Genomic DNA, 21,557 nt, shown 5'->3' on the forward strand with positions numbered 1-21,557 from the left:
ACGCGTCGCCCGCGTGCACGCCGCAGAGTCGTGTCACCACGAACTGACGGCGCGCGAGCATCGTGGCGCTCCGCAGGGAGATCGAACCCATCTTCTTGGACTCGAGAGGCCACATCTTTCTATACGCTCTCTCAGCCTACCATCCCTTACCAAAATCGTCCCGAGGCTCCCAACCGTGTGAGCGGTCCGAAAACACCCCAGCCCTACCATACCAAAGGGACATGTCTGGCCGGATAGAGGCCGCCAGCCGGCTGCAGCCGGCCCTGCCGTTCGATGCCTTCATTGCGCCACCGGAGAGGGGAGTTGGCCTCCGCCTGTCAGTGCTGGAGCCGCCCTCCGGGCCGATGATGCGGACCTACAGTCCCGCTCTTTCCGCCACAGTGCGCTTTAAGAGCATGGTGCGCCCTTGAGAATGACCGAAGGACGTGCCGCGGTGGTCTCGGGTCTCGCCGAGCATGCTTCGCCGCTGGGCCGTCAGGCGGCCGTTGTGCGACTACCGCAAATCCCCTGCCGCTTCGCCGGCGCGGGCCGTCTCGTGTTGCATTGAGCGCCAGTAGATTCGTCTGTTCGGCAAGCCTCGATGGAGCTTGGCTTGTCCGTCTGTTTTGCGCGCCGAACCGGGCGAGCGCTACACCCGGACCCGGCTTTCGATTTCGCCGCGCTCGATTGTCAGCGTCACGTCGGCGAAGGTCTCGAGCAGCTTCGGGTTCGACTCCGTGATCAGAAGGGTAATGTCCCGGTCCTGCGAACGAAGCCGACGCAGCGCCTCGGCGTACCTCTGCGCCAGCACAGGGGCGAGGCCCTGGAACGGCTCGTCCAGAATGATGAGGCGGGTGCCTAGCATCAGGGCGCGCCCGAGGGCGACCATCTTGCCTTGGCCACCCGACACGGAGCCCGCCGGGCGACTCGCCAGTTCCTTGAGCTCCGGCAGGACGGAGTAGGCTCGCTCGAGCCGCCGGCGCGCCTCGTCCGAGCGAAGTTTCGCGACGCGACCAGGCAAAAGAATGTTTTCTTCCACCGTAAAGGCCGAGAAGAGACGACGGTCCTCGGGGGCGTAGCCGATGCCTAAGAAGGGCCGGCGGTGCGGAGGAACATGTCCCAGGTCCTGACCGGCCAGGCGCACGGTGCCGCTCGCCTTCGTGAAGCCCATGATGGTCCGTACCGTCGTGGTCTTGCCGGCGCCATTTCGTCCGATGAGCGCGGCGGTCGCACCCGGCGGCAGCGAGAAGCTGACGCTGCGCAGCACCGGCGCATCGGCGATCGCGACGTTGACGTCCTCGAAGTCCAGCATCGCCGTCATATGCCGATCACCTGTTCGCGGACCTTGGGATCGGCCAGAACCTCCGCCGGCGTGCCGACCTTTTGGATCTTCCCGACGTTCCACACCGCGACTCGGTGGGCATAGCGCTCTACCATGTCCATGTCGTGCTCGACGAAGACCGAAGTCACATTCTCCTTGGCGAGCGCGGACGTCAGGATGTCCATGATCTCCAGCTTCTCGGCGGAGGCGACGCCCGAGGTCGGCTCGTCCATCAGCAGCAGTCTGGGCTTCAGCGCGAGCGCCAGAGCGATGTCGACCAGCTTGCGTTGTCCCTCGGGTAGCTCCCTCGCCTTGCGAGACGCGTACAACTTGACGCCGACGAGATCCAGAAGGCGCTCCATTTCAGGCAGCTCAGGCAGGGCGGAAAGAGCCGTGAAGCCGGAAGGGCTTCCCAGCCGCGAGGCCGCGGCGATCAGCATGTTCTCCATCACAGTCTGATCGAGAAAAAGCTGCGGTATCTGAAAGGCCCGCGCGATGCCGAGCTTGGTGATCGTGCGCGGGAGCTGCGCCGTGATTTCCTGACCTAGGAAGGTGATGCTTCCGGCCTGCGGCCGCAGATAACCCGTCGAGATGTTGAGGAAGGTGGTCTTTCCGGCGCCGTTCGGTCCGATGATCGCGAGGTTCTCGCCTTGGAGCACGTCCAAATCGATACCGTCGGCGGCCACGACGCCGCCGAACCGGATCTTGATGCCCTTCGCGGAAAGGAGGACGTTGGCCATCAATGTCCTCCCTGCTTCGCCCGGCCGTAGCGCTGCCTGAGACCTATCAGTCCGTTAGGCGCATAGAGAATGATGACGATCAAGACCACGCCGAGGATCAGCTGCCAGGTGTCGGCCAGGTGGGCCGCCGCATAGAAGCGCACGCACTCGAACATCGCCGCGCCGGCGAACGCTCCGAAGGCGTGGGTGCTGCCGCCGAGGATCGCGATAAAGACGAACTCGCCCGACTTCGTCCAGAACCCGAACTCGGGCGTAGCGATCTGCTGGACGATCGCCACCAGCGTGCCGCCGATGCCGCCGAGAAAAGCCGAGATCACGTAGCCTATCAGAAGCACGCGCCGTGCGGACGTCCCGAGGTACTCGAGCCGGGTCTCGTTCGCTTTGATGGCACGCAGCATGTGTCCGAGCGGGCTATCGAGATAGCGTTGCACGCCGTAGAAGGCGACGACCGCGATCAAAAGGCTCACGTAAAGAATGACGTACTGGAAGATTTCGGGTGTAAAGGACAGCCCCAACAGGGCCGGACGAGGGACCCGGATGCCGTCGGCGCCGTTGGTGTAATGAAACATCTTCTCCAGCAGCGACCACAGCACCATCGAAAACGCCAGATTCAGCATTCCGAAAAAGATTTCCCGGTAGCGCACGACGAAGAGGCCGACGATGAGGCCGAAGACGGCGGAGGTTATGCCGCCCAGCGCGATGAAGAGAACGATGTCGCCGCCACCGACGTACTTGCCCCAGAATGCCGCGGTATACGCCCCGGTAGCGAAGAACATTGCATGTCCGAACGACACCTGCCCCGCCTGCAGCAGAAGAATGATACCGAGAACGACGATGCCCTTCGCGAGGATCAACGCGAACAAGGTCGCCCAGCTCGATACCAAAAGGGGCGCGACGGCGCTGACCAGAAAGAAGATGATCGCGACCGTGGTGACCGGCTTGATGCGACCGCTCATCATATTTTCCTTACCTGCACGGCGCCGAACAGGCCGAACGGACGCACGAGAAGCACCAGCACCATCAGCAGATAGGGAACGAGAACTTCGAATTCCGGCTGGAGATAGATCACGAAGGCACGGGTCAGGCCGATCATCAGCGCCGTGAGCGCGGTGCCCTCGATCTGGCCGAGACCCGCGGTCGCAGCTACGGCAAAGGAAAGTACGATCATATCGGCGCCCATACCAGGGACCAGCGAGGTGGTCGGCGAGGCCAGCGCTCCTCCTAACGCGGCCAGGCTCGCGCCGATGACGAAGGTCACGAAATATACGCGTTTTGCGTCAATTCCGATGGCGGTCGAGGCTTCGCGGTCCTCCGTGACTGCAAGGATCACCGCTCCCGACAGCGTCCTGCGCAGGAAGTAGCGGAGCCCGAACAGCGTCGCCAATGCGACGCCGGGCAGCAGAATAACCTGGTACGACGTGTAGCTGACGCCGAACACGGCGACGTTGGGAAGTAGTCTCAACGGTTCCGCGGCGAAGATGGGCTGCACGCCCCAGATCAGACGCTGCAGGTTGTCCATGATCATGAAGGCGGCGAAAGTGATCAGAAGCTGGAGGACGTCCTCCTGTCCGGAGAGCGGTCGCAGCAGAAACCGTTCGATGAAACCGCCGCATACGATGCCGATCACGATGGAAGCGGCCAACAGCGCGGGATAGGTGAGCCAAGGCGAGATCGGCGCGATTGCAAGGCTGAACGTCGCTGCCAGGTAGGCGCCGAACGCGTACAGCGAACCGTGCGCGACGTTGACCACGCGCAGCACGCCGAAAATCAGGCTGAGCCCGACCGAGACCAAGAACACCAGTGCGGCGTAGCTGATCCCATCGAGGATAGCCAAGATAGCGAGTGTCGAGTTCATGATCGCCTTCGGAAAAGGTCCGTCCTCCGGGACGAGGCTCGGAGGACGGGATCAAAAGTCGAGCGTGCCGTTACTGAGCTTTGAAGGTCGGCACATCCATCTTGACGAAGTCCGGCTTGAGCGTCTTGAGCCACTCAACCGACCGTACGCCAGCCGGATTGGTGATCGTCTTCGGATCGAAGATCATAATGTTGTCGAGCAGCTTGAAGTCGTACCCCGGAACGGACTTGGTGACGCCGACCAGCTGAGCTTCGAGACCCTGGTTGTCCTCGGGCCGCAGCGTAATCGGACGGCCGAAGCCGGTGGCGAACTCGGTGCCCGCCGTCGCGTCGACGACCTGTTCGCGCGTGGGCCAGTTGCCGCCGTTGGACTTGATCGCCTTGTCGTAGGCCGTCTGCAGGGCCTTGAACGCCTGCGCCATGTGATAGACCGGGTAGATCGGCCATGCACCGGTCTTCGCCTTGAAGGCTTCATTGAACGCCTTGAAGGCCGCGTCGTTCTTCTTCTCGGGATGCAGGAACCAGTGGTCTCCGCGCGCGCCGACGATCAGGCCTTCAGGCAAGTCCTTGCCCAACCGCTGGATCGATGATTCGCCGATCCCGAGCACGAAGGTCGACTGCTGCAACAGGCCGCGCTGACCGGCCTGGCGGACCAGCGTGTCGAGATCTCCGCCCCAAGACGTGGTCAGAACCACATCCGGCCGCAGCGCCAACAGACGGGAAACCTCAGTGGAGTAGTCCGGTGCGCCGAACTTCGGGAAGAGCTCCGCCACGACTTGCACGTCCGGCTTCATCGACTTGAGCGCTGTCGAAAAGATCTCCCAGCTCTCCCGACCCCACGCATAATCCTGATTGACCACCGCGATCGTCTTAAAGTCGGGTTTGGTCTTCAGCAGGTAAAGGAGCACGGCCAGCATCTCCGGCGTGCCGTTCGCCTGAGTCCGGAAATTGTAGCGGTACTTCTTGGTTTCGAGGATGGAGGCCGCACCGCAGTCCCACATGAAATTCATGACTTTGAGGTCTTCGGCGACCGGAACCAACTGGGTGCAGCTGCCCGACGAGATCGAAGCAAACGTGGCATCAACCTTTTCGTCCTGCACCACGCGTCGGTAGTTCGAGACGAGCGCTTCGCCTCCCGCGCCTTCGTCGATGAAGGAGAGCTTGACCGGCACGCCGCCAATGCCACCCTTCTTGTTGAGATCCTCCGCGATCATCTCCGCCGCGGCTTTCGCCGGCACACCGAAGACTGACGCAGGGCCCGACAGGAACGTCGTGATGCCAATTTTGAGCCCCGACGGCTTGTTCTGCGCAAGCGAGGTGCCCGTACAGGTCACAACTACAAGTCCGGCCGCAACCGCAGCCTTGAGAAATTGCATCGAAAGTCCTCCCTGTTCTATTCGTTGCGGCCGGCTTCAGCCGCCGTTCGCTTCTTCTTGCAACAACGCTACTATAATTGTCGCGTGTTGCCAGCCCTCTTGGCCGCCATTCGAAAGGCCATGGCCTGTCCTTCGCGTACCGGCCAGCGTTCACGCTTTGCTTGTCGATGGAGCATTTCGCGAGGTCGCGCCCGTAGCGATCTTTTCCGGAGGTATAGCAGCCCCCACTAAGTCCTCCAGCTCGCGTTCCCTGCGCATAATCTCCACCTGGACCCTTCTGCGCTTCGGCAAGCTTCGCATTGTTGAGGCGAGCATCTGCTGCAGGTCCGCAAGCTGGCGGTCGCGCTCGCCGAGGTCGTCCGCGAGCGCAAGACGCGCCTCCTGGCCTTGGTTTCGGCGAGGGCGGTGCGCTGGGTCCGCAACTTGGGCGCTGGTCGAAATGAGCACTGGTTTTGCGCGTGCGAAGTGACGTTCCCTGTGGATTGACCTAGGGATGGGACGCTTCGTTGAAGGCGAGGATAGAGCTGCGGTTACTGGATTCAGCAGGAATGCCCCTACCCCCCAGCCATCCACTCACGCAACGAGCTCGGCCAGTCCTGACCACCGGCCCCGAAGTACGTCGGGTGAACCGAGCCTCCGTCCAGAATTATTGACAGGTCTACTGCGGCGTGATGAACTTAAGTGCATCCTGCCGGCGCCTCTGCGGCTTTGCACAGAAGCGAAACATAACAAAATTCGCGACGAGGGAGGCAAAGAATGACCCGCAAATATTTGACGGCAATGGTCGCTCTTCTCGGGAGCGTATTGTCGAGTACGGCACTAAGCGCGCAAGACCTTAAGCTCTACGCGTTCAGCTCCGGCGCGTTGACTCTCGGCAAAGGATTTTTGGTGAACGGCGCACCCATGGAGCCGGCGATCCAGGTTCCGGTCGGTTTTTACGTGATCAAACATCCGAAAGGGAATGTTCTCTTCGATACGGGCAACAACGATAAGATTATCACCGACCCAGGCTACTGGGGTGCCGCGTTCACCGGGTTGAAGCCGGTCAACACGCCAGATGTCGCGATCGATACGCAGCTGAAGAAAATCGATCTTACGCCCGACGATATCACCTACGTCGTGGTGAGCCACCTCCACCTCGACCACGGCGGCAACGTGGCCAAGTTCCCGAAGTCGACGCTCGTCGTGCAAAAGAGCGAGCTTCAGAACTTCTTTTGGCCGGAGCCCGGCACCGGCTCCAATTACGTTCTCGGCGACGTCCTGCCGCTGCGCGGGAACATGACACCTAGCGCAAACGCGGTGAAGATGTTGCAGCTCGAAGGCGATCAGGACCTGTTTGGAGATGGCACGCTCGTCGTGAAGCGGTGGGTTGCCCACACGCCCGGCAGCCAAATGATGACGGTGCGGCTGAAGAACACCGGCCTCACCATCCTCACCGGGGACAACGTCTATTTCCGGGAGAACGTCGAGCAGAACATACCGCCGAGCACCCCGTTGGTCTATTCGACAGCGGGATTCTACTCGGCCTTCGAGTGGATCAGGCGGGAGATGGCGACTCAAAAGGCAAATTTCTTCACCGCCCACGATCCGGACGCGTTCAAGGCGATGAAGAAGGCGCCGGAATTCTACGATTGACCGGATCGACGCCGACATTGGACCTGCACCTGACCGATCGACCGTGCCGAGCCCCGGCGGGGCTTGGCATTGCGCCGGCTGAAAGCTCGCGGCACGGCGTCGCCGTCGCCTCCGTCGAACGGCTGGGCAAACGTTATGGCCGCCGTCAGGCAGTGGACGGCGTCTCGTTCGAGGTGAACGAGCGGGAAGTGGTGGGCCTGCTTGGCCCCAACGGCTCGGGTAAGACCACCATCTTGCGCGTCATAACCGGCTATCTGCGGCCGAGCGAAGGTACTGTCCGCGTCGACGGCTTCGACGTGGTCCGCGACGGACACCAGGCGCGTGCGCGGATCGGCTACGTGCCGGAGAACGCACCGCTCTACAGCCATATGAGGGTGGACGAATTTCTCCACTTCATGGGACGGTTGCGGGGCTTGCGGGGAAATGCGTTGCACCGAGGCATCGAGTCCGCCCGCGCGCGACTCGCGCTCGAGCCGGTCGGCGACGTCGTGATTGGCCGGCTGTCGCGCGGCTATCGGCAGCGCGTCTCAATCGCTCAGGCCGTGCTGAACGAACCCAAGTTGTTGGTGCTCGACGAGCCGACCAACGGCCTTGACCCGCGTCAAGTCATCGAGCTGCGCGGGTTGCTGCGGACTCTGGCCCGCGACAGCGCGGTCCTTGTCACCTCGCACGTCCTTGCCGAGATGGAACGCGTCGCCGATCGGGTCGCGATCCTGCTCGACGGGCGGCTGCTCACCGTCCACCCCATGGCCGGCGCGGGGCGCGGCACTTCGCTTCGCGTCCGCGCCCGAGCCGATCGGGCGGACGAGGTCGCGGCGGCGTTGTCCGGCCTGGCGGGGATCGGCGGCGTGACCCGGGAGGAGCCGGAGGGCGGCCTCGCCGGCTGGCGGGTGGAGGTGTCGGAGGCCGGCGCAGCGCCCCATGTCGCCGCCGTCCTCTGCCTCGCCGGCATCGCCAGCGTCGAGACCGTTGAGACGGCTTCAGACCTGGAGGAGCTGTTCCTCCGGCTAACGGCGAGCCGAGCGCTCCAGTGACGGCGTTCCTCGCCCTGGTTGCCAAGGAGTTGCGCGCGCTGTTCGTCTCGCCGATCGCTTACGCCGTCATCGCCGTCTTCCTTGTGCTCAACGGCTACGGCTTCGCCGTCACGCTCATCGCCACCAAGCAGGCGACGCTGGTGAACGTCTTCTTTCAGGCGGCCGTGCAGCTCGTCCTGTTCGTGCCGCTCGTTACCATGCGGCAGTTCGCCGAGGAACGCCGGGGCGGCACCCTCGAGCTGCTGCTGACGTCGCCGGTGCGCGAGGGCGACATCGTGCTGGCCAAGTTCGCAGCCTCGATGGGCATGCTGCTCGCGATGGTCGCGCTCACTTTGGTGTATTCATTGATATTGGCGCGGTTCAGCACTCCCGATTGGGGCCCGATCTACAGCGGCTACCTCGGCCTCACCTTGCTCGCCGGCGCCCTAGTCTCGATCGGTCTTGCCGTTTCCGCGCTCACCGCCAACCAGGTCGTGGCCGCGGTCGTTTCGCTCGGCGTGTTCGGGATGCTGTGGGCGATTGACGCCTGGGCCGCGTTGCTGCCGTCGCCGATCGACAATTGGGTGCTCGGGCTGTCGCTGCTGGCGCGCTTCCAGCCCTTTGCCCTCGGCGCCATGTACGCTTCGGATTTCGGCTTCTTCCTCGGGGTGACCCTGCTCGGGCTGTTCCTCGCCGTGCGCGGGCTGGCCCGGCGCTGACGCCATGGAGCACCCGGAGCTCGACTGGAACGCGTTGCTCTGGGCTGGTGGCTGGCTCGCCGCCGTCCTGGTGCTGTTCGCGACCGGGCTGAGGCTGCCGCTGCAGACCGGGCTCGCGGGCTGGCGGGGGCGGACCTATTCGGCCGGAGTCATCCTCATCGCGTTCGGCGCCGCGGTGCTGGCCAATGTCGCGCTGCATCTGCATGACGTGCACTTCGACCTGACTCGCGAGAAGGTCTATACGCCCTCAGGGGCGGCCATGCGGGCCATTGACGAGGTCTCCCGCGAGGTAACCGTCACCTACTTTTATCGCTCGCAGGATCCCGCCGGGCGGCGCGCGCGCGACCTCCTTGCGATCATGGCCCGGCGCAACCCGCTGCTCAAAGTCGTCGCGGTCGATCCAGACCGGGACCCGAGACTGGCGCGCGAGAAGGCAATCCAGATCTACAATGCCGCGGTCGTGGAGGCGGAGGGACGTCGGGTGCTGGTGCAAGGCACGGACGAGACGGAGATCGCCATCGGTATCCAGCGCGCATTGCGCGGGCGCGCAATTACGGCCTGCTTCCTCGAGGGCCACGGCGAGCTGCCGATGGACAATTTCGAGTATCACACGCACCTGGAAAGTGGCGCTGGCCACAGCCACGACGACGCCAGCTCGCAGGTGGTGGAGATGCCGGGCCACGGCGCGGGGCGCCTGCGCCGCGCGCTCGAAGCGCAGGGTTATGAAGCGCGGAAGCTCATCCTCGCCACCGAGGGCGACGTGCCCGCCGCCTGCACGCTCCTCATCGCAGCCAATCCGCGGACCACGTTCCTGCCGGCTGAGAGCGCGGCCTTGCGCGCCTATCTGCGGCGCGGTGGGTCGGCCCTTCTCCTGCTGGACCTGGGTTTCGTGCTCGAACCCGGGCTCGCCCGGCTTGTGGCCGAGCTCGGCGTCCGCCCGGAGCAGGATGTCGTCGTCGATCCGTTGAGCCACTACTCGACCAACCCCGAGATCGTGGCGGTCACGGGCTACGACCCCCATCCGGTTACGCGCTCGGTCTCGCTCACCTTCTATCCCGGCGTCCGTTCGATCACGCTGTTGCCACCGGCGAGCGACCTCCGCGTCACCCCGCTGCTGCTCAGCAGCCGCGACAGCTACACGCGCCCGGTGAAGCCGGTGGCGTCGCACAAAGTGGAGCCTGACGCGACCGGTGAGAAGGACGCGGCCTCCCCTCCGGTCTCCGGCGCGCGCGTGTTGGGCGTCGCCGTAGAAGGGCGCCTAGACCGCGGCGCCGAACCCATGCGCGCCATCGTCGTCGGCGACAGCGATTTCGCCAGCAACTCGTTCTTTCCCTATATGGCGAATAGCGACCTTCTGCTCTCGGTAGCCCGGTGGCTGGCACGTGAGGAGCGCACGACTGCCGTCGCCGCGCGCGTCCCCGTGCCTCCGCTGATCGTGTTGACCGGGCGGCAGTCGAACGCGGTGTTCTTCATGGTCGTGGTTGCAATGCCGCTGCTGGTGATCGCGCTCGGCTTCGTTGTTTGGTGGCGGCGGCGATGAGGCGGCACGTCCTGCATCCCGTCCTCGCGGCGCTCGCGCTGCTCTACCTCGCGGCGATGGTGGTGAGCGGCGCTATGCCGGTGCAGCGCCAGCTCGTTCGGTTCGAGGCTAAGGGCTTGCTCAAGCGCGTGCCCGAAGAGGTCAAGCGGGTGGAGTTGAGCCGCGGCACACGGCGCGTTACCCTGCTCCGTGCGGGCGAGACTGAGTGGGTGACGCCTGATGGCGTCAACATCGGCGCCGCAGGGCTTCAGGTCAGCAAGGCCGTTCAAATCATGCACAATTCCGGGCCGGTCCGCGAGATCGAGGCGGCAGGGCTCGTGGGGAGCGATCCGGCGCCATTCGGCCTCGACCCGCCGCGGCTCTCCGTGAAGCTCTACGGAAGGGACGGCGATCTGGTGCTTGCCGCCAGCTTCGGTGAGTTCAACCCCGAGGGGTACCTCCAGTACATGCGCATCGATGGCAATCCGCGGCTCTACCTGATGTCCCGCTTCGTCGGCGGCGAATGGGCCGAGGTCATGACTGGAGCGGAAGCGCGATGACGCCGCCCGCCTCTCCCCATCGGGCGACGCCGTGGGCCGCTCTTGCCCTGCTGCTGTTGCTCGGAACAGCGCACGGACACGTCGCCGGATCGATGGGCTATGCCACGGTGAGCCTGTCCGGCGGAACTGTCCGATACAGCCTCACGCTCGGTCCCGACGCGCTCGCGGCGGCCGTCGCCGAGACGGCCACCGGCGTATGGCCGCAGCGCCGTGAAAGCTACGCCACGCTGGCCGATTTGGTCGCGCGCAAAGTCTCGATTTCCGCAAACGGGGTGAAGTGCGAGCCGGTGCCCGGGACGGTCACGCCGCCCACGCCAGACCGCGCCAACGCCGTGGTAATCGTCGATTACGCCTGCCCCGGTCCGCCGCACGAACTTTTGCTGCGCGACGACCTGTCCGACGCGCTCGGCAACGACTACCACACGCTTGTCCGTGTCGAAGCCTTGGGGAGCGTGCAGCAATACACCCTCGAACGCGACCGGCGCGAGGCTCGCCTCGCTGTCGCAGCATCGAGCGGGAGCCCGGCGCCCGAGGTTACTGCCGGGAGCGGCGTCTTCGCCTTCTTTCGGCTCGGCATCGAGCACATCCTGACGGGAGTTGATCACCTCCTGTTCGTGCTGGCCCTCGTCCTGGGCGGCGGAGGAATCGGATCCTTGTTCGCCGTCATCACCGCCTTCACGGCGGCGCACAGCATCACCTTGGCCGTGGCGGTACTCGGCGCGGCGTCGCCGCCTAGTTGGATCGTCGAGCCGGTGATCGCGCTGTCGATCGTTTACGTCGCGGCCGAAAACATTTTCCTCACACGCACGGCGTCGTGGCGCTGGGCCGTGGGCTTCGCGTTTGGCCTCGTGCATGGCTTCGGCTTTGCCGGCGCGTTGCTCGATCTCGATCTGCCCCCGGGCGCCCTGGCCGGCGCGCTCGTGTCGTTCAACCTCGGCGTTGAAGCCGGCCAAGTAGCGGTGATCGCCGCTTTCCTGCCGGTCCTACTCTGGTTTCGGCGCGCCGCGTGGGAGCGGCGGGCGGTGACGGCGCTCTCCGCGCTCGTGCTGGTCGCTGGGCTCGCCTTCCTCCTCGATCGCGTCCTGGTCGCCGCGAACTGGTGAGATTCCGCCAAGTCGGGCGACCGCCTCGTTATGTTGACCTCGCAACCAGCCCTGACGCGGTCCATTCTTTGGTCTCGCTCTAGCGGCGTGTCGGCGGCGACCTTCATGATCACAGCGGGATCATTATGCAAGTTTAGGATGTAATTCGACAGTTGCCCGTATACAACGGCAGCGAGTGTGCACGATTGGAGATACTTTATGCCGAAACTGCCGGGCGCCGATTTTCTTCATCGGTTAGCAGATATCGCCGATCGCGAAACCTTGCCACGCTTTCGAACCGACCTTGCCGTCGATTCCAAAACGGGGGCGGGTTACTTCGACCCGGTGACCGACGCTGACCGACAAGCCGAGATTGCGATTCGAGCAGCGATCGAAGCCGAATATCCTGACCATGCTATTCTGGGCGAAGAACTCGGTCTAACCGGAAGCGGTTCTTGCCGCTGGGTCTTGGACCCCGTGGATGGGACGCGTCCCTTCATCTGCGGCCTTCCTGTCTGGGGCACGCTGATCGGGCTCACCGTACATGGCCGAGCCGAACTGGGAATGATGAGCCAGCCCTTCACGCGTGAGCGTTTCTGGGCCTCGTCCGATGGCGCCTGGTGCGAATATGCAGGTAAGCGCCAGCGACTGTCCACCCGAGACGTCGGCACGCTTTCGCGGGCCATCCTGCATACGAATTCGCCTGAGCGTTATCAAGGTGAGCTCAAGCAGGGCTTCGAGCGCCTTGCCGCCTCGGTTCGGATGACTCGCTACGGTGGCGAATGCTATGCCTTTGCGATGGTCGCTGCTGGCCGTATTGACCTCGCAGTCGAACCTTCGCTCCAATCTTACGATATCGTCGCGTTGATCCCGATCATCGAAAAGGCGGGCGGAGTGGTGACGCGGATTGACGGGGAAAGGGCCGAGGAGGGTGGCCCAGTCTTAGCTTCAGCAACTGCCGGTCTTCATGAAGAGGCCCTTCACCTCCTCAATAGCGGGGTTAACGCGCGGACTCAGTGAGCGCCTCGTTCTGCGGCGGCAAACTCCTGCCTGTGTGGTCATTGAATGAACGAAATCATTATCCGTGCCGCCACGCAATGCGATCTACCTGCGGTGTTGAAACTTTATCAGCACCTTCATCCGCATGAGGCTCAACTGGAGACGGCAGCAGCCGAGCGCGTTTGGACGACCCTGCTTGCTTCCAGCTTCATGACCGTGATTGTCGCGCAAACAGCAGATCTGCTCGCCTCTTCGTGCACTCTCGCGATCGTGCCGAATCTGTCTCGCGGCGGTAGATCGTATGGGGTGATTGAAAATGTGGTCACCCACGCAGAATACCGAAAGCTTGGGCTGGGTCGACGGGTTCTTGCGCACGCTCTTGATCTCGCCGCGCGGGCTGATTGCTATAAGGTTCATTTGGCGACAGGTTCGAAGCGTGAAACGACCCTGCGCTTCTATGAAGGCGCGGGCTTCGAGCGCGGAGGCAAAACATACTTCGAAGTGCGACGCCCCTGACGGGCCCTGGCAATTGGACACGACGAATGAGGGGCGCGGCCCTTGTATACGCAGCCCGAGCGGTGGGCGCCGACAGGTTTCTCGCAGTCAACCTGGTTGTTGATGCATACCCGTCTTGTGGTAGCTTTGCCGCGGGGGTACGCGCTGGCCAAGCAAGTACCTCCCTCTAACTTAAACCCCGCTTCCTCTTGGAGGCGGGGTTTTTCCGCATGCAGATCGCGCCAACCGACACGTCGTGACCACGTGTTCAGGCGCAGCTATGCTTACGCATGCTCGAGATCTTCTACATCGTCCAAGAACCCATGTTCTGGGTGGCCTTGGCTTTTGGGCTGGCTCCGATCGTCATCGGCGTCATCATTCTATGGCCAAGCGGCCGAGGTCGCCGGTGATACCTTTCGCGTTCTGGCGAACGTGGCTAAATCTCCCAAGGTGCCGCGGGGATGCCTGTTGTTGGCCCCGATGAACCCTAAATCAGAGCGCCATAAGGTCTGCTTAAGGTGGCCCGAACAGGATCATGCAGGGCTGGCAAAGATAGCCTCTGACCGGGAGCAGGCGCTGGGCCGAAATGACCACTTCGTTTTGTGGTGCGAAGCGACCTTCCCTGTGGATTGGCTCATGGTATCGGCCGCCAATACGCTTTGGCGTGCACGATCAGTGTGTTAGCGTTAATTTGGGCGGCAGGAGCCGTGCCTCTGTGGCTCTGAGTGCTTCCCGCCTGCTGAATTCCCGCCGCGAGGCGGGCTTCTTGTCCAAATCGGATATTGTCCATGGGCTGTTGGTGAAAACGCACAAGCCAGATTGGGACGCTACGAAGTCCGCTGCGCTTTACATGCTCAGGAACGGCCTCGCGAGTTACAAAGAGATCGCGGAGCTTTCCGGCTGTTCAAAGCAGGTGGTGAGGGTTTGGGGCCTCAAAGTTGATGCGCCTCGAGCATGACGCGATCCGCACCGACCCCACCCGCATGGCCCAAGGCATCATGACTGGCATCGGCTTTTTGGGCGCGGGCGTCATCTTCAAAGAGGGATTGACTGTCAGGGGACTAACGACGGCCGCGTCCATTTGGGTCACGGCCGCTATCGGCATTTTGGTTGGAATTGGGTTCTGGTTTGCTGCCTTCGTAGGCGCTTTGGCGACTCTCATGGTGCTCGCGCTATTCAGGCTCATCGAGGCGCGATTGCCGAGCGAGTTCTATGCTCACCACATGCTGCGTTTTGCGCGGGATCGGGTGATGGGGGAAGACGAGGTTCATAAGATGATCGGCGATCACGGTTTTACGATTGCCAACTTGTCATCGCGATTAAGCGAAGGCGGGCAGCAGTTCGAGTACCGGATGACGATCAAGAGCCGCGACAGGCTCAACGCCGAACGACTCGCAAAACATTTGCGCGACCGACCAGAAGTAGTTGAGTTTCGCATCACCCCAACGGGCGACTAAGAAGGCAAGTTCGTTGACTTCCTCTGCGGTGCGGATGTCTCCTATTGGGCCCATCTGCGAAGTCGCGCCTCGCCTGACGGAGGTCCGCTCATGACGGCAGAGCGGACCAAATTTGCGCGACCTGAATTCTTCAACCCTAAAGCAGACATCGCGCGGCAGCATCCGTCGGGGGCTCGGCCGCTGGCATTCTAAAGGGATTGACCGCCAAACCACTAAAGAACAATCTGTTTTACGTCATTCGCCTTGGGTCTAGGCTTCGATGTTAACGCGAGAAGAATATCTTGAACAGAGCAAGGAAAACGCTCTCGCGCTTCTGAGCGCCGGCCGGATACGCGAGGCTGTTTCTTCGATGATGATGGATATCCTCAAAAGCCCGAGCTGCTCAATGCCTCGTGAGATCCATGCATTCGGCATCTGTGCCGCCGCGGTTGGGGACACTTGGGCGGTCAGAGCATACATCGAGGGTTTTATCTGACAGCTGTTTGGCGTCGCCCTATGGCCGCTCGAAGGTAACGAGCCTTGTCTCGATCTTTCCGGACTTCATCCACTCGCCCTCTGCAACTCAGTCATTGAAATGGGCTAGCGGAGCTGCGCCAGCAGACGTATTGCGTCGGCGACCATGCTACTGCCAACACGGGACGGCTGGCGTCGCGCTATGGCGGAGAGGAGTTTGCGGCGGGTCTTGCCGGGGGTGACGGAAGACGGGCAGTCACTCCCGATGACTTCGGCAATGCGCTGCAAGCAGCCATCGTCTGCTTGGTTGATATCGAAACGCTATCGAAAGCGTTCGGCCGAATTCTGCGATTTGAGCAATACGTAGTGCCCTGCCCTTCGGGTCCGCTCGTAGCGGCGAGCAAATCTGTAGCTTGTAACCGTAGTTACTAACGTCAGCCGCGCCTCACCCCGCCGAAAATTTAGAGTCCGCAACGCCTTGGTCATTCCCGTTTGGAGGAGCGGTGATCCGTCGATTGGCCACCACGCATTGCCGCGGCACGATCTTCAAATTGAGGCAGATCTCTGAGGCGGGCTAATACACACTGCCGCTACAGATCGGGTCTGTCCCAATAGCTTCAGCTAGACGGCGCCATTTCGCGCCGTCGCGAACGTCCGCTTTGCGCCCCTAAACTATCTAATTTAACGGAACGGGCGCCCTCAGTGGCTCGAGCGCCCATGCCCACTGCTGATCAGACGCGCCCCGCCAGCTTCGGAGCCCCGCTCACATTGGCTCTCACAAGATTTTTCTTGATCTCCCGGTGCACACGTCGTGCACACGCGTTCTTCTAACTGATTGAAAAACTTGAACTCTCGCTCCAATCCATCATGGGGGCGACGGAGAAGCGATTATATCGAAATCTCAACGATTTACCTGCAACGAAGAAGGTGCGACTTGAGCATGTTACCTGCACCTCCTAGCGCTTTCTAACATCATCCTCAAGCATCGCTCGATCCCACTGCCTCTCTGGCGCGGCTGCTACGCGGCAAGTCCGCCGAACCACGCCCCGAAATAGCCGGCATAAAGCGCCGGGCGTTCGAGATTCATCGAATGCCCGATGCCGGGCACGATCACCAGCCGGCAAACCGGCATCGCTTCGGCCATGGTGCGGAGGTCAGCAGGTGCAATCCAGCCATCGCACTCGCCCCACAGCACGAGATGCGGGTGCCGGATCTCGGGCATACGGCGCTCCAACTCACGGCTCTCCTTCTCCCGCGTCAGGTTCACCGGCGTGCCTATCCAGATCCCGTCCGATACGCCGAAGGTCTGTTCGATGATCCGGTCGAACAGCGCCTGGATCTCCCCTAGCCCCTCGCGAAAGCGGGGGGTCATGTTCGGCCCCATGCTCTCCGGGACAAACAGCGAAGAAGCGGCTGTCGCCATTACGGACCGCGTCAGCTCCTTGCTTGCCATCATGGCCCTGAACAATCCGATCTGGTCGGCATTGAAGGCCATGCCGAGCGGCGTCACCGGATCGAGCGCGAACACACGGCCGAAGCGCTGCGGCTGCTTGAGCAGCATCCTGGCCGCGATGATGCCGCCGGTGGAATGTGTCGCGAGATGGCAATAGCCGATCTCGAGCGCATCGAGCGCCGCCAGCATGTCCTCGGCGTGCTGCGCCATGGAGTAGTTGGAATAGTCGGCCGCCGGCTTCGGCCGGTCGCTATCGCCGCAGCCGCGCCAATCGATTGCAACCACACGCAGACCGGTCGGGAACAACGGCGCGGCGAGCTCGATCCAGTCCTTGCTGGCGAGATTTCCGTGGATGAAGACGACGGTGACGTCGCCTCCTCCCCACTCCCGCCAGCCGAGCTGGACTTCGCCCGCCTGCACCCTCGGCATCGCCGGGCCCTACTTGTTGAGGCCAGCCGTCGGCGCCGCTCCGGGCGGAGTCGGCGCCACTGGCAGGGCAGAGACGACGGCGCCCTTGATCATGCGATCGGTACCGAGCGGCGATGATGTGTCGATCGCCCCCTTGGTCACGAAATCCACGACATCGGCAGCGTATTCCACCGGATTGTCGGTGTGAATGAAGTGGCCGGTCTCCGGATAGACCTTGAGCATCGGCCGGTTGCCGGAATTGGTCATACGAGTCATGAACGGCGTGATGACGTCGCGGCCGAGGTCCGTCAGCCCGTTGAACGCGGGCGTCGGAATGAACGGCTCCTTGTCGCCGAACGCCAGGAAGATCGGCGCTTTGATCTGGGTGACCCGCTCATAGAGGTTCTTCGGGTCATCCTGCTGGAGCTCGGCACCGATCGTGTAGATGTCGAAGATGAAGACGTTGCACCATTGATCGAGCTCCTTCGGGTTGCCCTTGGTCAGCCCGACACGCTGCTCGGTATGGAAGCGGGCATATTCGCTGTCGCTGAAGAAGTAACCGCTCTTCGCAGCCGACACCACGCCGGTGTCGGGATCACGCTTCTTGAAATAGAAGAAGTCGCGGATGTTCTGCTCGCTCCGCGCTTTTTCCGCGGCGAGAATACCGGTCTGGTCCCAGACCTGCTTCCACTTGTCGAAGTCGCGGCCGAGGCCGTCGGCGAAGAGAGGCGCCTTCTTGTCCTTGGCGATGGTGATCTCGCGCGGATATTCCTCGAGGCCGGACGGCGCTTCCAAGGCAAGGCCCTGCACCGCATCCGGCCAGGTCAGGGCGTAGCCCACGACGAACTGGCCGCCGAGCGAGTGGCCGAGATAGTACGCCTTCTTGACGCCGAGTTGGTTGACCACGAGGTCGTAGATCACCTCGCGCATGTCCTGCATGGTACGAGCGGGGTTCTTGTCGAGATTGCCGGGGCCCGACATGCCGTAATGCGGCAGGTCGGGCACGATCACGCGCAGGCCGCTGCGCAGCGCGTACTGCATGATGTTGCCGTAATGGCCGCCGAACGCGCCCTTGCCGTGGATGACGACGAGCACCTTCGGATCCTTGTCGGTGCCGGCATACTCGTCCATGTAGCCGATTTCCCAGGAATTGCCGCTCTTGTCCTTGGCACTGCCGAATTTGACCGGATAGGGATAGGTCACATAGGCCTTCCAGAACGACTTCTTGGGATCGATGGTCTGGGCGACGTCGGGCACGCGGTAGTTCTTGTCGACAAACTTCTGGGCGCGATCGAGGGCCGCCACGTCATCCATGAAAGCGACGAACTTCGGATCGTTCTTGCGCTGGTTGATGATCGGGAACACGCCATAATGCGCGACCGGGCTCTCCTGCGCGATGAGATCAGCGCCGGGCACGCGATCGACAGCCTTCTGCGCCAGTTTGAAGTTCAGCCAGAGGTCGTTGGTGATGTGCATCACCAGCGTGCGGGCCTGAATGCGGCCGAGATACGGATTGACGTTATGGGTCTCGCCGACCCTGTTGCGCCAGACGAGGTCGACGGCATCGTAGAGCTTGGCACGGTTGGTCACGTTGAGACCGGCCTTCTCGTTCGGCGGATCCCAATAGAAGATTTCAGGCTGTACCGCCGCCCAATTCTGGGTCGTACGGAAGGCGAAGTCATAACCCGTCATGCCGAGGATCGACCAGCCGAAGGCCACGCCAGGCACCGGATGCTTTTCCTTTGGGAGCTTGTAATAGTCGCCTTTGGTTGCCTGCCAGACCGGATCGCCCTGGATCGCGGCTGTCATCATCTGGAAGGTCCAGTTGCCGACGGGATCGTCGCCATCCGATTGCGTCGTGCCGCCGATCGGCATCAGGGCGCTGACATATTCCGGATGCATCACGCCCCAGACGTAAGTCTGCGTGCCGCCCATCGAGACGCCGGTCACCAGTGCGACGCGCGCGACCTTCAGCTCGTCGCGCAGCAGGCGGTAGTTCGCCTGCACCATGTCGTAGTAGCTGTATTGCGGAAACTTGATGCCGAGTCCGTCGGACGGCTTGCTCGCGCCCCAAGTGCCGAGCGGATCGACCATGATGACATAATAACGATCCGTGTCGATCGGCCGGCCCGGACCGATGATGGGCACGCCACCCGACAACGCCGCACCCTTGACCCATTGTTCATACATGTCGGTGGAATCGCCGGAATAATAGGAGTTGATCACGATGGCATTGGTGATCTCGCCGGCGGCGTTACGTCTTGCGTTGCCGACGGCGATGTAAGCGGTGCGCAACTTGCCGGCGCCGAGCGATTCCAGCGTGACGCCGCCCTCGCCGCCGTTCTCCCATTTGGAGGGATCGGACAGGTCGTACTTGCCGCCGAGACGGAAGTTGGCGATTTCGTAGGTCTTCTTCAGCCCATCATGCTGCACCTGCGACGAGCGGCGCGTGAAAGGCTGTGCGGTTGCAATCGCCGTTCCAAGCACCAGCACGATCAGGCTCATGAAGCAGCGCTTCATCGCGTCTTGTCCGGCCATGACGCAATCCTCCCTGGAAGATTTTTCTGAAACGCTAGGCAGGGCGGCCGGGGGAGGTTTGATCTAACTCAATGGAATCCGTTCGGAGGGATCGAGGATCGCGGGCATCAAAACACCGGCAGTACCCTCGCGATGCCCTTCCTCAGCCTCGGCTCATATCGGATCCGCTATGAGCTCGACGGGCCGGTGGGCGCGCCGGCCTATGTCCTCGTGAACGGGCTGACGCAATATTCCGAATTGTGGGGCGCCTATCGCGAGGCCTTGGCGGCGCGAGGCTTTCGCGTTGCGACTTTCGATCTGCTGGGCCAGGGCGCCTCCGACAAGCCGAGGCTCTTCATCAGCCAGGACGACCAGGTCGCCGCCTTGCGCCTCCTGATCGACGAGCTGGGGGACGGTCCGGTTTTTCTGAGCGGGATCAGCTTTGGCGGCCTGATTGCACTGCGATATGCGATCGAGCAGGGCAAGCGACTGGCCGGGCTCGTGCCGATGAGCTGCTTTGCGGAGCTGTCGCCACAACTCTTGCTGCTCGGCAATGCGCTGCGGACCGCGCTGATCCTCGGCGGCACAAGTTACCTTCAGGACCTCCTGTTGCCCATGAACCTCTCGGACCAATGGCTGGAGCCGCTGCTGGACAAGCTCGATAGCGTGAAGCGGCAAGGTTGGCTGGTCAACGACGTCTACTCGCTGCAGAACCTGATGGAATCCTTCCTCGACTTCCAGCCGCTCACGCCGCGGCTGTCGGCGATCGCCGTTCCGACCATGATTCTCAACGGCGAGTTCGACTTTCTCACGCCGCGGGGTCTCCACGAAACCTTGCGTGTCGAGATTCCCAACAGCTCTTTGGTGATCATTCCCAAGGCCTATCACGCGTTCACGCTGGAGAAGGGCGCGCTGACGGCGGACCTGCTGGCGCGCTTCGCCGATGACGTGCTGGCTGGGCGATGGCAAGGCAACAAGACCGTCTGGGTGGCGTCGGACGAGCCCGGCGGCGAGCTTACACCGTTTCCCAAGGGTTACGACCATCTGCGTGCCATCCCGGTCAGAAGAGCGATGCCATGAGCGGCTTCCTCGGCCCGCTCGATCCTGACGGCCGCATCCCGCCGCGCCAGCAGACGCGGGTCGCGGCGTTCCTGATCTCGGCGCATGGTGCCCTCGCGCGGCAATTTGCTCTCGCGTTGCCGGCGAGGCTCGAAGCGGCTTGGCAGACCGAATTGAACGCGCAGTTCTATCGCGAGACCGAGATCGTCTCCCTGTTGATGCGCGCCACCTCCTGGGTCCCGGACGTTGCCCTGGGATACATGCTGATGACCTGGGAGACCGCTTGGCTTCCTGCGCCGATCGCAGAGATCACGGACCCTCCCCTCGCCCAGGCGGTTCACCTCGCAACGCTCGCCCATGCCGTGCACGCCGCTATCCGGCCGGCGGCGCTGGTCCCGGTCGAAGCCAATCCGCAGGATCCCTTCGTCATGGCGTTGCGCCGCATCGAGTTCGAGAGCGGCCGGCTGCTGCAAGCGCAGATCCTGTTCCTGAGAGGCCCTAACCTTGCTCCATACCGGGATGCGGTGAGCGCGGCCCTCGAGCAGCGCCACGTCGGTGTTCGCAAGCTCTGGCGCGAGACACTCGAAAGCATCGGCATCGACGCAGCCGGAGCGGAATGATCCGGAAGCCTTGACCCAGATCGCCAACATCCGCACGTTACCGCGCTTCAGCCCATCTCGGCCGACGGGAGTTTCGATCATGACGGCCGTTTCCGTCGAGGAAGCCGTGGAGCGGCTCATCGAATTTGGTCGCCATGCGGTCGCAACATGATGCGAGAGGCTTCCTTCTGCTCATCATCGAAGCCCCAGTGCGAATAGTTCGGATAAGGATCCAGGCCGCATATCAACAGACCAATATACGGAACAGGCTGTTCAACATCGGCCCTGCGTCCTGCTCGGTTTGAGTCGACGACAATGC

19 protein-coding genes are annotated in these 21,557 nt (G+C 62.7%); 12 read left to right on the forward strand and 7 right to left on the reverse strand.

What is annotated here, in order from left to right; all coding sequences use genetic code 11:
* Positions 1-628: 628 nt before the first annotated feature.
* The 5 genes from ACNJYA_RS23500 to ACNJYA_RS23520 all read right to left on the reverse strand — a co-directional run bounded on the left by ACNJYA_RS23500 (position 629) and on the right by ACNJYA_RS23520 (position 5,270).
* Positions 629-1,300 carry an ABC transporter ATP-binding protein gene (locus ACNJYA_RS23500; RefSeq protein ID WP_210268574.1) on the reverse strand — a complete coding sequence of 224 codons (672 nt, stop codon included), beginning with the start codon at positions 1,298-1,300 and terminating at the stop codon, positions 629-631.
* A complete protein-coding gene (locus tag ACNJYA_RS23505) occupies positions 1,297-2,040 on the reverse strand; it encodes an ABC transporter ATP-binding protein (RefSeq protein ID WP_212256425.1) in 744 nt (247 codons plus the stop codon). The genes ACNJYA_RS23500 and ACNJYA_RS23505 overlap by 4 nt, the downstream gene beginning before the upstream one ends.
* Entirely contained in the window at positions 2,040-2,996 is a 957-nt protein-coding gene (locus ACNJYA_RS23510; protein WP_246571009.1) for a branched-chain amino acid ABC transporter permease, read from the reverse strand. Before ACNJYA_RS23510 ends, ACNJYA_RS23505 begins: the two co-directional genes overlap by 1 nt.
* On the reverse strand, positions 2,996-3,895 hold the full coding sequence (locus ACNJYA_RS23515; protein ID WP_172789460.1) for a branched-chain amino acid ABC transporter permease: 900 nt from the start codon (positions 3,893-3,895) through the stop codon (positions 2,996-2,998). The genes ACNJYA_RS23510 and ACNJYA_RS23515 overlap by 1 nt, the downstream gene beginning before the upstream one ends.
* A gap of 70 nt (positions 3,896-3,965) precedes the next feature.
* On the reverse strand, positions 3,966-5,270 hold the full coding sequence (locus ACNJYA_RS23520; RefSeq protein ID WP_212256427.1) for an ABC transporter substrate-binding protein: 1,305 nt from the start codon (positions 5,268-5,270) through the stop codon (positions 3,966-3,968).
* A 756-nt stretch (positions 5,271-6,026) separates the two neighbouring features.
* Between ACNJYA_RS23520 and ACNJYA_RS23525 the strand changes: the two genes are divergently transcribed.
* From ACNJYA_RS23525 to ACNJYA_RS23565, 9 genes are all read left to right on the forward strand, one after another.
* Positions 6,027-6,905: an N-acyl homoserine lactonase family protein gene (locus ACNJYA_RS23525; RefSeq protein WP_172789458.1), complete on the forward strand. Its 879-nt coding sequence runs from the start codon at positions 6,027-6,029 to the stop codon at positions 6,903-6,905.
* Positions 6,902-7,939 (forward strand): ABC transporter ATP-binding protein, encoded by a 1,038-nt coding sequence (locus ACNJYA_RS23530; protein WP_439400778.1) that lies wholly within the window; start codon positions 6,902-6,904, stop codon positions 7,937-7,939. The genes ACNJYA_RS23525 and ACNJYA_RS23530 overlap by 4 nt, the downstream gene beginning before the upstream one ends.
* Positions 7,936-8,637, forward strand: coding sequence for an ABC transporter permease (locus tag ACNJYA_RS23535; protein WP_439363484.1), 702 nt, complete (start codon positions 7,936-7,938; stop codon positions 8,635-8,637). Before ACNJYA_RS23530 ends, ACNJYA_RS23535 begins: the two co-directional genes overlap by 4 nt.
* A gap of 4 nt (positions 8,638-8,641) precedes the next feature.
* Positions 8,642-10,177, forward strand: coding sequence for a GldG family protein (locus ACNJYA_RS23540; protein WP_439363486.1), 1,536 nt, complete (start codon positions 8,642-8,644; stop codon positions 10,175-10,177).
* Positions 10,174-10,716, forward strand: coding sequence for a hypothetical protein (locus ACNJYA_RS23545; RefSeq protein WP_172789454.1), 543 nt, complete (start codon positions 10,174-10,176; stop codon positions 10,714-10,716). The genes ACNJYA_RS23540 and ACNJYA_RS23545 overlap by 4 nt, the downstream gene beginning before the upstream one ends.
* Positions 10,713-11,819, forward strand: coding sequence for a HupE/UreJ family protein (locus ACNJYA_RS23550; protein ID WP_439363488.1), 1,107 nt, complete (start codon positions 10,713-10,715; stop codon positions 11,817-11,819). Before ACNJYA_RS23545 ends, ACNJYA_RS23550 begins: the two co-directional genes overlap by 4 nt.
* Before the next feature lie 198 nt (positions 11,820-12,017).
* Complete coding sequence (gene hisN, locus ACNJYA_RS23555) at positions 12,018-12,818, forward strand: histidinol-phosphatase (RefSeq protein ID WP_172789452.1); 801 nt, start codon at positions 12,018-12,020, stop codon at positions 12,816-12,818.
* Between the two features lie 45 nt (positions 12,819-12,863).
* A complete protein-coding gene (locus ACNJYA_RS23560; protein WP_212256434.1) occupies positions 12,864-13,313 on the forward strand; it encodes a GNAT family N-acetyltransferase in 450 nt (149 codons plus the stop codon).
* Positions 13,314-14,233: 920 nt separating this feature from the next.
* Positions 14,234-14,749 carry an MgtC/SapB family protein gene (locus ACNJYA_RS23565; RefSeq protein WP_439367504.1) on the forward strand — a complete coding sequence of 172 codons (516 nt, stop codon included), beginning with the start codon at positions 14,234-14,236 and terminating at the stop codon, positions 14,747-14,749.
* Between the two features lie 1,471 nt (positions 14,750-16,220).
* Here ACNJYA_RS23565 and ACNJYA_RS23570 read toward each other — a convergent pair.
* Both ACNJYA_RS23570 and ACNJYA_RS23575 read right to left on the reverse strand, forming a co-directional pair.
* Positions 16,221-17,084, reverse strand: a complete 864-nt coding sequence (locus tag ACNJYA_RS23570; protein WP_212256436.1) for an alpha/beta fold hydrolase — start codon at positions 17,082-17,084, stop codon at positions 16,221-16,223.
* Positions 17,085-17,093: 9 nt separating this feature from the next.
* Positions 17,094-19,601, reverse strand: a complete 2,508-nt coding sequence (locus ACNJYA_RS23575) for an alpha/beta hydrolase (protein WP_439363491.1) — start codon at positions 19,599-19,601, stop codon at positions 17,094-17,096.
* Between the two features lie 132 nt (positions 19,602-19,733).
* Here ACNJYA_RS23575 and ACNJYA_RS23580 point away from each other — a divergent pair, with 132 nt between their 5' ends.
* From ACNJYA_RS23580 to ACNJYA_RS23590, 3 genes are read left to right on the forward strand one after another with little or no spacing between them, the layout of a single operon-like run.
* Positions 19,734-20,660 (forward strand): alpha/beta fold hydrolase, encoded by a 927-nt coding sequence (locus ACNJYA_RS23580; RefSeq protein ID WP_439363493.1) that lies wholly within the window; start codon positions 19,734-19,736, stop codon positions 20,658-20,660.
* Complete coding sequence (locus ACNJYA_RS23585) at positions 20,657-21,259, forward strand: hypothetical protein (protein ID WP_439363494.1); 603 nt, start codon at positions 20,657-20,659, stop codon at positions 21,257-21,259. Before ACNJYA_RS23580 ends, ACNJYA_RS23585 begins: the two co-directional genes overlap by 4 nt.
* A 10-nt stretch (positions 21,260-21,269) precedes the next feature.
* Positions 21,270-21,410 (forward strand): hypothetical protein, encoded by a 141-nt coding sequence (locus tag ACNJYA_RS23590; RefSeq protein ID WP_439363495.1) that lies wholly within the window; start codon positions 21,270-21,272, stop codon positions 21,408-21,410.
* Positions 21,411-21,557: the final 147 nt, after the last annotated feature.

Origin of the sequence: Bradyrhizobium sp. BLXBL-01, from assembly GCF_051853025.1 — a bacterium.
Taxonomy (GTDB): Bacteria; Pseudomonadota; Alphaproteobacteria; order Rhizobiales; family Xanthobacteraceae; genus Bradyrhizobium.

Excerpts from the sequence above, each read along its gene's own strand:
- ACNJYA_RS23540 (WP_439363486.1), top strand. The coding sequence starts at position 8,642 with ATGGAGCACCCGGAGCTCGACTGGAACGCGTTGCTCTGGGCTGGTGGC.
- ACNJYA_RS23505 (WP_212256425.1), bottom strand. The coding sequence starts at position 2,040 with ATGGCCAACGTCCTCCTTTCCGCGAAGGGCATCAAGATCCGGTTCGGC.
- ACNJYA_RS23570 (WP_212256436.1), bottom strand. The coding sequence starts at position 17,084 with ATGCCGAGGGTGCAGGCGGGCGAAGTCCAGCTCGGCTGGCGGGAGTGG.
- ACNJYA_RS23580 (WP_439363493.1), top strand. The coding sequence starts at position 19,734 with ATGCCCTTCCTCAGCCTCGGCTCATATCGGATCCGCTATGAGCTCGAC.
- ACNJYA_RS23565 (WP_439367504.1), top strand. The coding sequence starts at position 14,234 with ATGCGCCTCGAGCATGACGCGATCCGCACCGACCCCACCCGCATGGCC.
- ACNJYA_RS23510 (WP_246571009.1), bottom strand. The coding sequence starts at position 2,996 with ATGAGCGGTCGCATCAAGCCGGTCACCACGGTCGCGATCATCTTCTTT.
- ACNJYA_RS23500 (WP_210268574.1), bottom strand. The coding sequence starts at position 1,300 with ATGACGGCGATGCTGGACTTCGAGGACGTCAACGTCGCGATCGCCGAT.
- ACNJYA_RS23575 (WP_439363491.1), bottom strand. The coding sequence starts at position 19,601 with ATGGCCGGACAAGACGCGATGAAGCGCTGCTTCATGAGCCTGATCGTG.
- ACNJYA_RS23525 (WP_172789458.1), top strand. The coding sequence starts at position 6,027 with ATGACCCGCAAATATTTGACGGCAATGGTCGCTCTTCTCGGGAGCGTA.
- ACNJYA_RS23520 (WP_212256427.1), bottom strand. The coding sequence starts at position 5,270 with ATGCAATTTCTCAAGGCTGCGGTTGCGGCCGGACTTGTAGTTGTGACC.
- ACNJYA_RS23515 (WP_172789460.1), bottom strand. The coding sequence starts at position 3,895 with ATGAACTCGACACTCGCTATCTTGGCTATCCTCGATGGGATCAGCTAC.
- hisN (WP_172789452.1), top strand. The coding sequence starts at position 12,018 with ATGCCGAAACTGCCGGGCGCCGATTTTCTTCATCGGTTAGCAGATATC.
- ACNJYA_RS23550 (WP_439363488.1), top strand. The coding sequence starts at position 10,713 with ATGACGCCGCCCGCCTCTCCCCATCGGGCGACGCCGTGGGCCGCTCTT.
- ACNJYA_RS23585 (WP_439363494.1), top strand. The coding sequence starts at position 20,657 with ATGAGCGGCTTCCTCGGCCCGCTCGATCCTGACGGCCGCATCCCGCCG.
- ACNJYA_RS23545 (WP_172789454.1), top strand. The coding sequence starts at position 10,174 with ATGAGGCGGCACGTCCTGCATCCCGTCCTCGCGGCGCTCGCGCTGCTC.
- ACNJYA_RS23560 (WP_212256434.1), top strand. The coding sequence starts at position 12,864 with ATGAACGAAATCATTATCCGTGCCGCCACGCAATGCGATCTACCTGCG.